The sequence below is a fragment of the Streptomyces sp. NPDC031049 genome, from assembly GCF_055571015.1.
Genome location: NZ_JBVIGC010000017.1, coordinates 161,451 through 173,882, shown reverse-complemented (window position 1 = coordinate 173,882; position 12,432 = coordinate 161,451). Strand labels below are relative to the sequence as shown.

Sequence of the window (12,432 nt, the reverse complement as noted above, 5' to 3'; positions counted from 1 at the left end):
AGCCTCCGCTGAAGCACTCTCAGCAGCTCCGGCTTCTTTCCCCTCCCCCTCCCCCCCCTCTCCTCCCTCCCCCCCCCCCCCTCCCCCCCCCCCCCCCCCCCCCCCCCCCCCCGCCCTCGGCCGGCCCACGGTTCGTCCGCTGCGCCCCTGGGCGACACCGCCCTGCGGGCGAGCGGACCGAGGTCACCGGTCCCGGGAGGGGTCCTGGCCGACCCGGCGCAGTGCCAGGACCGCGTTGTGGCCCCCGAAGCCGAAGGAGTTGCTCAGGACCAGGTCGCCGGCGGCCGGCAGCGGGCGCGGTTCGCCGCGGACGACGTCGAGGTCGATCTCGTCGTCGACCTCCGCGCAGCCGACCGTCGGGGGCATCAGCCGGTGGTACAGCGTCAGGACCGCGGCGACGGCCTCGACGCCGCCCGCGGCACCCTGGAGGTGCCCCAGGTGCCCCTTGAGGGCCGTCACCGGCACGCTGCGCTCACCGAGCACGCCCCGCAGGGCCCGCGCCTCGGCGAGATCGCCGTCGACCGTGGCGGTGGCGTGCGCGTTGACGTGGACGACGTCCGCGAGCCGGCCCCCGGCGTCCCGGACGGCGCGGCGCAGCGCGAGCGCGATGCCCTCGCCGGACGGATCGGGCGCCGCCACGTGGTGGGCGTCGGCGGACAGCCCCCATCCGGCGGCCTCGCAGTAGATCCGGGCGCCACGGGCGCGCGCGTGCTCCTCGGACTCCAGGACGAGCACCCCCGCTCCCTCCCCGTTGACGAAACCGGCACGGTCCTTGGCGAACGGGTGCGACGGCGAGCCCGCCGACGGGTCACCGTCGGCCAGCGCCCGCATGGCGGCGAAGGACGCCATGATCGCCGGGGTGACGACCGCCTCGGCACCGCCGGCGAGGGCGACGTCGACCCGGCCGGACCGGATGCGGTCGACGGCCTGCCCGATCGCCTCGGTGCCGGAGGCGCAGGCGCTGGTCACGGTCCGCGCCTCGCCGGTGATGTGCAGGTCCAGCGAGACCTGGGAGGCCGCCTGCGAGGGCACCGTCATGGGTGTGGTCAGAGGGGAGACACCGCGCGGTCCCCTGTCCCGCAGGGTGCGGTCCCCGCCGACGAGCACGGAGGCGTCCCCGAGGATGGCGCCGAGGCTGACCCCGACCCGCTCCGGGTCCAGCCCGCTCTCACGGGTGCCGCCGTCCGCGTACCCCGCGTCCGCCCACGCCTCGCGCGCGGCCAGCACGGCGAACTGGGCGGCGCGGTTCATGCGGCGCGCCGCCTGGCGGGGCAGCAGCCCGGCCGGGTCCACCGGCACGGTCCCGGCGATCCGCACGGGCAGCCCGTCGAACTCCTCGTCCGCCAACTCCCGTATGCCGTGCCGCCCTTCGAGCAGCCCCTGCCACAACTCGTCCGTGCCCAGGCCCAGCGGGGTGACGGCGCCGAGCCCGGTGACGACGACGCGCCGCGCTCCGGCCGCCTCCGCCTCCCGTACGGGCCGCGGCTCGTACCGCACGACGTGGCCGTCCCGGTCGGCCCCGGCGGCCCACCCGCGCACCTCGGCGTCGGTCACACCGCGCTCCGCGTCCTCGTCCGTGTCCCGGCGCCAGACGCCCCAGCGGCGGACGTACGTCACCTCCTCGGCCAGCGGATCAACGGCCCGCAGGGAGGTCACCCGGTCCCCGTCACGGAACTCCGCGTCGTCGAGGGCGGGGGAGCTGACCAGCGGTACCGCGGCCACGTCCAGCCGCCGCCCGGCGACGGTCACCCGCTGCTCGCGCCGCAGCGTCTCGTCGCGGTCCACGCCGCCCTGCGGCGGTCGCAGCGTGAGGCGGATCACCTCGGGGGACACGGGCTGCGTGTGCGTGACGACGTGCCACCGGTGCTGCGCCGCGTCCTCGTGCGACAGGGCGAGCAGATCGCCGGGGACGACCTCGGCGGCGCTGACGGTGTACGGGCGTATGGGTACTTCAGGAGTTTCGGGGGAGTGGGTCATGGCGGTACATGCTCGCTTTTGTCCGAACTGTCGTACTGGGGGCGGTTCCGAGTGTTCCGTGCGACATTCGAACCGGCCATTGTTGAAGTCGGAACATGACCGATTTGCCCCGCTCTACCAGGAGCGTGGCGCGTGACACATCGCCCAACCCGTTGACGCCTCGCACGAGTTGACGGTGCACGTCTGCCCTGTGCGAAACGTCACAAACCCCTCGCGGGACCCTCCGCGTCGGCGGCGGCCTCGGCCGAGGCGGAACCGGCACACCTCGGCCGACGGGGAGCCGGCGCCGCTCAGTCGAGGCAGAACTCGTTGCCCTCGACGTCCTGCATCACGATGCACGACTCGTTGACGCCGTCGGCGGGCAGGAGACGCACCCGCACCGCACCGAGCGCGACCAGTCGCGCGCACTCGGCCTCGAGCGCGGCGAGGCGCGCTTCCCCCACCAGGTCGGTGCCGGCCCGCACGTCGAGGTGCAGCCGGTTCTTGACGGTCTTGCCCTCGGGTACGCGCTGGAAGTACAGGCGCGGCCCCTCGCCCGAGGGGTCCGCGCAGACGAACCCCGCACCCTGGCGCTCGGGTGGCAGCGAGCGCTGGAACTCGTCCCACGTGGCGAACCCTCCCGGCGGCGGGGGGACGACGTACCCCAGCACCTCGCACCAGAAGCGGGCGACGCGCTCGGGTTCCGCGCAGTCGAAGGTGACCTGGAACTGCTTGACCACGGACATCGGGGAACCGTACCAACGGTCCCTTCCGTGCGCGGCGAAATGGCCTCGCAGCGCGGGATCTTGACCGAAGAACAGGTGGTCGGGGCGGCTTCGTGCCCTCTACGGTGCAGGCATCGAAGCCCCCGACCCGTCTCATCGGCGAGACCGGAGCGCCCGCGTGCCCCCGTCGTCAGTCCGTCCCCTCCCTCACCTCCCGGAGGGCACCCGTCGCACCCGGCGGACCCCGCGGAAGGCACACCCTCAGCCTTGGAAGGAGCGGCACATGTCCGACCAGCGGATTCTCGTGCTCGATCCCGCGAGCACCGACCACCACGCCGAGGACCGGGCCCTGCGGGACCTCGGCCCGGCCACCAAGGTGGACATCCTCGGGGTGACCGCCTGGTCCGTCTCCGACCCCCGGCTCCTGAAGGAACTCCTCACCAGCCCGCACGTCTCCAAGGACGCGCGCGCCCACTGGCCGGCCTTCGCCGACACCGTCGCCACCTGGCCGCTGGCGCTGTGGGTGGCGGTGAGCAACATGTTCACCGCCTACGGAGCCGACCACCGGCGGCTCAGGCGGATGGTCGCGCCCGCGTTCGGCGCCCGGCGCATCCAGGCGATGCGCCCGGAAGTCGAGGCCATCGTCGGCGAGCTGCTGGACGACCTGGCGGCCGTACCGGCCGCGGACACCGTCGATCTGCGGGAACGGCTGGCCTATCCGCTGCCGATCGCGGTGATCGGCCGGCTGATGGGCGTTCCCGAGGACCAGCGCCCGCTCTTCCGCTCCATGGTCGACGGGATCTTCGCCACGACCCTCACGGCCGAGCAGACCGCGGCGAACACCGGCGCCCTGTACGAGACGCTCGACAAGCTGATCGCGGACAAGCGCGCCCGTCCCGGTGAGGACATGACCTCCGTCCTCGTCGCCGCCCGCGACGAGGAGGGCGACGGCGGCGGCTTCACGGACGCCGAACTGCGCGACACGCTCCTGCTGATGATCAGCGCCGGGTACGAGACCACCGTCAACGTCATCGACCAGGCGGTCACCGCCCTGCTGGCCGACCCCGGGCAGCTCGCGCACCTGCGGGCCGGGCGCGCCGACTGGGGCGACGTCGTGGAGGAGACGCTGCGGCACGAGCCCGCGGTCAAGCACGTCCCCCTGCGCTGCGCCCTCGCCGACATCCCCCTGCCCGACGGGCGGACGATCGCGAAGGGCGACGCGATCCTCGTCTCCTTCTCCGCCGCCAACCGCCATCCCGCCCTGCACGGCTCGTCCGCCGACCGCTTCGACGCCACGCGGCCGGCGAAGGACCACTTCGCCTTCGGGCACGGCGTCCACTTCTGCCTCGGCGCCCCGCTCGCCCGCCTGGAGGTCGCCACCGCCCTGCGTCTGCTCTTCGAACGCTTCCCGGAGATCGAACCGGCGGTACCCGTCGAGGAGTTGACGCCCCTGCCCAGCCTGATCAGCAACGGCCACACCGCGCTGCCGGTGCGCCTGGGGCCCGCCGCCCGGTGATCTCCCGGGGCCGGCCCCGACGACGCATCGCTTCGACGGCCGGCCCCGCGGTTGCCCGGTCTATCGAAAGTCGATAGGTTCCTATCGCTACTCGATAGGAATGAGGTACTGTCATGCCGATGCCGATGCCGATGCCGATGCCGATGCCGACCGGCGATCCCGACCACTGCGGGACCCCGAGGACCATGGCCCGTACGGACGTCCTGGTGGTCGGTGCCGGACTGGCCGGCCTGCACGTCGCCACCCTCCTCGCCCGGCGGGGCCACGACGTGCTCCTCGCCGAACGGCGGTCCGCTCTCGGCACCGCGATCCGCACCACCGGGATCTTCGTCCGCAAGACGCTCGACGACTTCCCGCTGCCCGCCGCGCACCTCGGCCCGCCGATCCGCCGGATGGTGCTCTACCCCCCGGACCTGCGCCGCCCGGTCAGCCTGGTCAGCGACCGGGACGAGTACCGCGTGGGGGACATGGCGCCGCTCTACGAAGCGTCGGCCGCCGTCGCGGCGGAGGCGGGCGTGCGGATCGCGCTGGGCACGCGCTACGCCGGCCGGCAGGGGGACGGCACCTTTCAGCTGATCGACCGCGACGGACCGGTGGCGATCCGGGCGCGTTTCGTCGTCGGCGCCGACGGAGCGCGCTCGACCGTCGCCCGGGACCTCGGCCTCGACCGCAACCGCCACCTGCTGGTCGGTGCCGAGGAGGTCTTCGAGGTGTCCGCGAGCGACGGACCCCCGACCTTCCACTGCGTCATCGACCCCTCGATCGCCCCCGGTTACCTGGCCTGGGTGGTCAACGACGGGCGGCACGCGCACGTCGGCGTCGCGGGCTACGCCGAGCGGTTCCCGCACGGGCTGCGCCGGGCCCTCGCCCGGTTCGGCGCCTGTGCCCCGGGGCTGGCCGACACGGACCGTCCCGAGGTGGTCGAGCGGCGCGGCGGCCCGATACCCGTCGGCGGGGTGCTGCGCCGCATCGGCTGCGCCGACGGCCTCCTGGTGGGCGACGCGGCCGGCGCCGTCTCCCCCCTCACCGCCGGGGGACTGGACCCCTGCCTGCGGCTCTCGGAACTGGCGGCCTCCGTTCTCGACGACGCGCTGCGCTCCGGGAGGCCCGACGCCCTGGCCCACTACGACGGAGCCGCTCTGCGCGCGGAGTTCCGGGGGCGCCTCACGCTGCGCCGGGCACTGGCCCAGGTGCGGACCCCGGCGGCGGCGACGGCGGCCTTCACCCTGCTGCGCACCCCGCTCGGCAGGGCCGCGGCCGGCCGGATCCTCTTCGGCGACAGGTCGTTCCCCGACCCCGTCGGTGACCTCGGCCGACGCCCAATGGTTCCACGATGGAACAAATGAGGCGTACATCCATCCCTCGGGACCTACGCCCCGGGGACCGGCGCACAGGGACGCACTACACCGGACGCAGTAGTCGGGTCCAGCCCCAGGGACGGATCAAACGCGGCGGAACCCGGGTGAGCATGAACGGGTAACCCCGGCCAGAACCCCTGCCCTTCCCTCTGCCGGGTCTCGTCCTGCCCGTTTACGACGGATTGGTCCCAGGTGGCAACGTTTTTGTACCGACTCGGCCGACGCGCGTTCCGGCGCCGCGGTCTCGTCGCCCTGCTGTGGGTGGCCATACTCGTGGGCGCCGGTGTCGCCGCGTCCACCGCGCCCGCCCCGCCCGAAGACTCCTTCTCCATGCCCGGCACCGAGTCGCAGAAGGCGTTCGACCTGCTCGACGAGCGCTTCCCGGCGGCCAGTGCCGAAGGCGCCACGGCGCGTGTCGTCATCCGAGCCCCCGAGGGCGAGAAGATCTCCGACCCGGCCGGCGAGGCCAAGGTCGACGAACTGGTCACCGCCCTCTCGGACGGCCCGCAGGTCGCCTCGGTGGCCGACCCGTTCGAGGCGAACGCCGTCAGCAAGGACGGCACGACCGCGTACGCCTCGGTCACCTACCAGGTCAACGCCATGGAGCTGACCGACCAGGCCCGCGAGTCGCTCACCGCGGCCACCGGCGAGGCGCGCAGCGACGGCTTCACCGTCGAGACCGGCGGCGACGCGGTCATGGCCGAGCAGGAACTGGGCGGCACGGCCGAGCTGATCGGCATGGGCGTCGCCGCCGTGGTGCTCCTGCTGACCTTCGGCTCACTCGTCGCCGCCGGGATGCCGCTGCTTTCGGCGATCATCGGCGTCGGCATCGGCATCTCCGGTATCGGAGCACTCGGCAGCACCCTCGAACTGTCCGCCACGACCTCCACGCTGGCCATGATGATCGGCCTGGCGGTCGCCATCGACTACGCCCTGTTCATCGTCTCGCGCTACCGCGCCGAGATCGCCGAGGGCCGCGCCCCCGAGGAGGCCGCCGGACGCGCGGTCGGCACCGCCGGCTCCGCCGTCGTCTTCGCCGGACTCACCGTCATCGTGGCCCTGGCCGGCCTCGCGGTCGTCAACATCCCGATCCTCACGAAGATGGGCCTGGCCGCCGCCGCCACGGTCGGCATCGCCGTGCTGATCGCCCTCACCATGACCCCGGCGCTGCTGGGCTTCGCCGGCCGCAAGGCGCTCAGCCGCAAGGACCGCAAGGCGGACGCCGGACGGGGGACGGCGCCCGCGAAGCCCAGGCTCGGTACCCGCTGGGCCCGCTTCGTCCTGCGCCGCCCGGTGACCGTGCTGCTCACCGCCGTGCTCGGCCTCGGCGTGATCGCCGTACCGGCCGCCAGCCTGGAACTGGGCCTGCCGGACGAGGGCAGCTCGGCACCCGACACCACGCAGCGCAAGGCCTACGACATGCTGTCGGAGTCCTTCGGCGCCGGATTCAACGGCCCGCTGATGGTCACCGTCGACACCCGGGACGCCGACGACCCGAAGGCCGCCGCCGAGGCCGTCGGCAAGGAGATCACCGCCCTGGGAGAGGCCGCGGCCGTCACCCCGGCCACCTTCAACGAGCAGGGCGACACCGCCCTCCTCACCGTCGTGCCCAGGACCGGGCCGAGCGACGCGGCCACCGAGGACCTGGTCAGGGACATCCGGTCGCTCTCCGGCGACATCAGGTCCGAGACGGGCGCGGTCATGCTGGTGACCGGCATGACCGCGATGACGATCGACTTCTCGCAGACCCTGGACGACGCACTCGTCCCGTACCTGGCCCTCGTCGTCGGCCTCGCCTTCCTGCTGCTGATGCTGGTGTTCCGCTCCGTCCTCGTCCCGCTGAAGGCGGCCCTGGGCTTCCTGCTCTCGGTGGCGGCGGCACTCGGCGCGGTGGTCGCGGTCTTCCAGTGGGGCTGGCTCGCGGACGTCTTCGGCGTCGACCAGCCGGGGCCGATCATGTCGATGATGCCGATCTTCATGATCGGCGTGGTGTTCGGCCTGGCCATGGACTACGAGGTCTTCCTCGTGACCCGCATGCGCGAGGCCTACGTCCACGGCTCGTCCGCCGCCGACTCCGTCACCACCGGCTTCACCCACGGCGGCCGGGTCGTCGCGGCGGCCGCGATCATCATGATCAGCGTCTTCTCCGGCTTCATCATGGAGAACGACGACATGATCAAGATGATGGGCTTCGGCCTCGCCGTCGCCGTCCTCTTCGACGCCTTCGTCGTCCGCATGGCCATCGTGCCCGCCGTGCTCGCCCTGCTGGGCACCAAGGCCTGGTGGCTGCCGAAGTGGCTGGACCGCCTCCTGCCCAACGTCGACGTCGAGGGCGAGAAGCTCCACAAGGAACTCGGCGACACCGCCGGTCCCGCCGAGCCCGCCCGCGAGCCGGAGGCGGCCGGGGTCTGACGCACCGGACGACGACGCGGCCGCCCGACGGCGGCCGCGTCCTCGCGGACAGAAGCTGACCGCAAGCCCTCCTACGGTCGTTCCATGACTGACACCCAGCCCCACAGCAGCCCCCGCACCACCCCGGCCCGTCCCCAGAAGATCCTCGTCACCGGCGCCACCGGGACCGTCGGCCGGCAGGTCGTCGCCGAACTGCTCGCCCGCGGGCACGAGGTCCGAGCCCTCACCCGGAACCCGGCGGGCGCCGCCCTCCCCGAGGGCGTCGAGGTCGTGCAGGGCGATCTGACCGAGCCCGACGGCCTCGCCCCCGCCCTGGAAGGCGTCACCGGCCTGCACCTGATCACCTTCGGCGGGCCGTACTTCGCCCCGCTGGAGACCGGCCCGCGGATCCTGGAACTGGCCCGCGCGGCCGGCGTACGCCGCGTCACCGTGCTGCACGGCGGCGGGCCTTCGCTGCTGGAGGACGCCGTGCGCGCCGACGACGGGGTGGACTGGACGGTGCTCATGCCGGTGGAGTTCATGGCCAACGCGCTGGAGTGGGCGGACGGCATCGCGGCCCGCGGCGAGGTGCGCGAGCCGTTCGTTTCCCGGCTGAGCGCCATGGTCCACGAAGGCGACATCGGAGCGGTCGCCGCGGTCGCCCTCACCGAGGAGGGACACGGCCGCCAGGAGTACGTGATCACCGGGCCCGAGCTGCTGACCGTCGGCGACAAGGTGGCGGCGATCGCCGCCGCGTGCGGGCGGGAGATCACCCTGGTCGAGCTGACCGAGGAGCAGGCCGTCGCCCGGTGGCGGGAGGCGGGCCACCCGCAGGAGGTCGTCGACTTCCTGCTCGAGGCCTACGGCAACACCCCGGAGGTGGGGCGCACGGTCGTCGACACCGTCGAGAAGATCACCGGCCGTCCGGCGCGCACCTTCGCCCGGTGGGCCGCGGACCACGCGGACGCCTTCGCCGCGGACCGGGCGTGACGGGCGTGCGCGCCCGCCATGACCGGTGAGGCGGCGCACGATCCCGTGGCGCGCGAGCGCCCGCGCACGGCCGTGCGCGGGCGCTGACACCGGGACACCGACGGATCGCCGGCGTCAGCGGCCCGCGGTGTCCGCGGGGTGGGCGAGGGGCAGGTGGGCCGGCCGCAGCGGGCTGGGCGGCGGCCCCCCCCCCCCCCGCGGGCCGGCCCGGTCGCAGGGACCGGAGGAGCCGGGCCACGGATGCCGCCGGCCACGGACCCGCCCTAGACTCGAAGGGCCGGTCCCGGACAGCGGGAGCACGGAGCTGCCCCCGGACCGGCGCCGGAGATGCCCAGCCCAGGAGGACGGGATGTGGCGGCACACCAGACTGGCCGGCGAGTCGGCGGACCACCTCGAGGCCCGCGAGGAACTGCGCCAGGCCGAGATCGACCTCATGCGGCACCGCGAGCGGGTGGCGGCCCTGCGACGGGCGCTCCCCCAGGGGCCACCCGTGGACGACTACGTCTTCCTGGAGGGACCCGCCGGCCTGGACGACGGCGACACCCCCGTCCACGAGGTCGCTCTGAGCGACCTGTTCACCGGCCCCGGCCGCCCGCTGATCGTCTACCACTTCATGTACGGCAAGCGGCAGACCGACCCCTGCCCGATGTGCACCCTGTGGATCGACGGCTACAACGGCATCGCCCACCATGTCGCACGCAACGCCGACTTCGTCGTCGCAGCCGCCGCCGGTCTCCCCGCCCTCCGCAGCCACGCCCGTCGGCGCGGCTGGCACCGGCTGCGGCTGTTGAGCTGCGGCGACAGCACGTTCAAGTACGACCTGGGCAGCGAGGACGAGGACGGCGAACAGGACTCCACCGTCTCCGTGTTCACCCGCGACGCCGACGGCACCGTCCGCCACTTCTACTCCGCGCACCCGCGCATGGCCGGCGACATCGACGAGCGCGGCATCGACCTGCTGAACCCGGTCTGGCACCTCCTCGACCTGCTCCCCCAGGGCCGCGGCGACTGGTACCCGAGCATCGACTACGACGAACCCACCGGCTGACCCGGCTGCGGTGCCGACGGCGCGCTAGCGCGCCTCGGCGAAGCGCGTCGCATGGTCGTCGGCCAGCCGGACCTGGCGTGCGGCGAGTGCCTCCTCGACGTGCTCACCCGGCTCGCCCCGACGATGGGGTCGATTCCCTGCCGCATCAGCCACGCGAGGACGACCTGGTTCCGCGTGGCCGAGAGCGCGTCGGCGACGTCGTCCAGGACCGTGAGCACCCGGGTGGTCCCGGGGTGGTCGTAGATCCCGGGCAGTGGCTTGTCCTGGCGCACGTACCCACCCCACATCAGCGCGCTGTACGTCCACACGGTCAGCCCCTCCGTCCGCGCCAGGTCCAGGTCCTCGGCGGTGAGCATGCGGTGACCGCTCTCGGCCGGCGGGGCGGACGGGCGCGGCTGCACGAGCGAATGGCGCAGTTGCAGGGCCGACCACGGTTCCACGCCCTGCTGCCGCGCGAGCGACCGGGCGCGCTCGACCCGCCAGGCGGGATGGTTCGCCGCCCCGACCCTCGGCGCCACTCCCTTCGCGACCAGCTCGCCGAAGGCGCCCACCGTCTCCTCCAGCGGCACGGTGCGGTCCTCGGCGTGGGCCCAGAGCAGATCGACGCGGTCGACCCCGAGGCGCTCCAGGCTCTGCTCCACGCCGACGCGGACGGCACGGGCGGAGAGGCCCTCGGCGCTCGCCGGCCAGGAGTGCGGGACGACGGGGTTGTGCCGGACCTTCGTGGCGATCCGCACCGCGTCGCGCGCTCCCGGGCGCGCTCTGAGCCACGAGCCGATGACGCGCTCACTGGCGCCACCGACGCCGCTCGGGTCGGTCCAGAAGGAGTAGCAGTTGGCGGTGTCCAGCCAGACCCCGCCGCCGGCGACGAAGGAGTCGAGGATCGCGAAGGCCCGGTCGGTGCCGACACGGGTACCGAAGTCCATGGTGCCGAGGACGATCTGCGGATGGGTGGTGTTCATGCCGCCATGCTCGGAGCCGGAGTGCTCTCCAGGTCAAGAGGCACCTCGTGCGCCGACCGGGCCTGCGCATGCCGATCGGGCCCGGCCTGCTCGGGCGAGCGGCCGTTCGCGGCCGTTCACAGGCGGTGTGCCAGTGCTGCTCCGCGCAAGTTCGTGGAGGGGTGTTCGGTCTGATCAGACGGTCCTCCTGAGCCCGGCCGGTCTGCCGCGCGGACGGTGACGCGGCGAAAGCGGCATGCTCCACGGCCACGCACCGGGCCGACCCCCCCGCGCACCGGGCCGGGCGTTTGCCGTCACCCGTGGGCCAGCGCGCTCCCCAGCGGCGTACGGGCGTGCAGCACGCACAAGCCGTGGCGGCGGGTCGTCACCAGGCCGCTGTGCCGGAGGGTCGCCGCGTGCCGGCTGGCGGCCGACGCCGAGATCCTTGCCAGGTCCGCCAGCGCCGTAGTGGTCAGCTCTGCGTCCAGCAGCCGCAGCACCGTCGCCCGCGTTTTACCGAGCAGCTCGGCCAGCGCGTCGGACGGCGCCGGGCCGCCGCCGCGCCCCGGCCGCCATTCCGCCTCGCGGCTGACGGGGTAGACCAGCACCGGCTGGAGCTGCGGGTCGGCGAGGGTGATCGGGTGGTCCACGCCGAAGTAGCTGGGGATCAGGGACAGCCCGCGCCCCTCCAGCCACAGGTCCTGCCGTACGGGATAGTCGACCTCCAGCACCGGCGTCCGCCAGCGGGCGGTGGGGCCGAGTCCGGTCAGCACCGCCTCGATGCCCCGGCTGAGGGAGTGCTCCCTGTGCGCGGCCACGTTCCGGGCGGTCAGCGCGGCGGCCTCTGCGGCGTACGGGGTGAGCACCACCTCGTGGTAACGCCGCAGTGCGGAGCCGAGCCGCCGTAACGCGGCGGGCCGCCCGGCGGCGACGTCGTCCAGCCACCCGGGCACACCCGGCGGCTCGGCGGTGAGCCGGCCGACCTCGTGGCGCAACCGCCCTCTGCCGGTCGACAGCATCTCCTCCACGCCGGCCGCGAAGCTGGTGGTGTGCCCGGCCGGGGTCAGGAAGTCGGGAAAGTAGGCGCTGGCGGGCGCGAGCGCCGCCAGCAGATGGAAGTCGCGGGCCAGTCCGGCCTCGGCGAGCCGGCGGCGGACCTGCCGGCTCCAGGTGGCGAAGCAGGGTCTCGGGCGCGTCAGCTGATGGACGCTGAGGACGATCTCCCACATCGGGTCGAGTGTGCGGGCCACACGAATGCGGCCGAGATCGGTGCTGGTGAAATGTATGCGAAGCACAGGTCCCCCTCCTGCGATCACTGAGCAGCACGGAAAGTGTCACACACTGACCGATGAAAAGCAGTGGGCAAGCGCCGGCCGCAGGTCCGGAAAGAGCGAGGGGGCAAGCGCTTGCCGTAATCAGCCCCCGGTCCGGGCGCCCGGCCTTTGCACCACGTCGCAAAAGCTTTAGCGGGCCAGGGCGGTGGGCGATCGTTTGCGCTGCCGCCGCC

8 protein-coding genes and 1 pseudogene are annotated in these 12,432 nt (G+C 73.6%); 5 read left to right on the top strand and 4 right to left on the bottom strand.

Annotation, left to right across the window (positions count from 1 at the left end):
• Positions 1–183: 183 nt before the first annotated feature.
• Together ACZ45Q_RS26615 and ACZ45Q_RS26610 are read right to left on the bottom strand one after the other, a co-directional pair.
• The gene (locus ACZ45Q_RS26615) at positions 184–1,977 is read right to left on the bottom strand and encodes a beta-ketoacyl-[acyl-carrier-protein] synthase family protein (RefSeq protein ID WP_468265789.1); all 1,794 of its coding nucleotides are present in this window, start codon (positions 1,975–1,977) and stop codon (positions 184–186) included.
• A gap of 290 nt (positions 1,978–2,267) precedes the next feature.
• Entirely contained in the window at positions 2,268–2,702 is a 435-nt protein-coding gene (locus tag ACZ45Q_RS26610; RefSeq protein WP_468265787.1) for a VOC family protein, read from the bottom strand.
• A gap of 262 nt (positions 2,703–2,964) precedes the next feature.
• Here ACZ45Q_RS26610 and ACZ45Q_RS26605 point away from each other — a divergent pair, with 262 nt between their 5' ends.
• From ACZ45Q_RS26605 to ACZ45Q_RS26585, 5 genes are all read left to right on the top strand, one after another.
• Complete coding sequence (locus tag ACZ45Q_RS26605; protein WP_468265785.1) at positions 2,965–4,197, top strand: cytochrome P450 family protein; 1,233 nt, start codon at positions 2,965–2,967, stop codon at positions 4,195–4,197.
• 137 nt (positions 4,198–4,334) lie between these two features.
• Positions 4,335–5,543, top strand: a complete 1,209-nt coding sequence (locus ACZ45Q_RS26600) for an NAD(P)/FAD-dependent oxidoreductase (RefSeq protein WP_468265799.1) — start codon at positions 4,335–4,337, stop codon at positions 5,541–5,543.
• A gap of 204 nt (positions 5,544–5,747) precedes the next feature.
• On the top strand, positions 5,748–7,967 hold the full coding sequence (locus ACZ45Q_RS26595) for an MMPL family transporter (protein ID WP_468265783.1): 2,220 nt from the start codon (positions 5,748–5,750) through the stop codon (positions 7,965–7,967).
• 84 nt (positions 7,968–8,051) lie between these two features.
• Positions 8,052–8,936, top strand: a complete 885-nt coding sequence (locus ACZ45Q_RS26590; RefSeq protein WP_468265781.1) for an NAD(P)H-binding protein — start codon at positions 8,052–8,054, stop codon at positions 8,934–8,936.
• A gap of 349 nt (positions 8,937–9,285) precedes the next feature.
• Positions 9,286–9,984, top strand: coding sequence for a DUF899 family protein (locus tag ACZ45Q_RS26585; protein ID WP_468265779.1), 699 nt, complete (start codon positions 9,286–9,288; stop codon positions 9,982–9,984).
• Between the two features lie 24 nt (positions 9,985–10,008).
• On the opposite strand, the pseudogene ACZ45Q_RS26580 reads toward ACZ45Q_RS26585, so the two are convergent.
• Together ACZ45Q_RS26580 and ACZ45Q_RS26575 are read right to left on the bottom strand one after the other, a co-directional pair.
• Positions 10,009–10,946: pseudogene (locus ACZ45Q_RS26580) on the bottom strand (aldo/keto reductase).
• Between the two features lie 293 nt (positions 10,947–11,239).
• Positions 11,240–12,220 carry a transcriptional regulator gene (locus ACZ45Q_RS26575; protein ID WP_468265777.1) on the bottom strand — a complete coding sequence of 327 codons (981 nt, stop codon included), beginning with the start codon at positions 12,218–12,220 and terminating at the stop codon, positions 11,240–11,242.
• Positions 12,221–12,432: the final 212 nt, after the last annotated feature.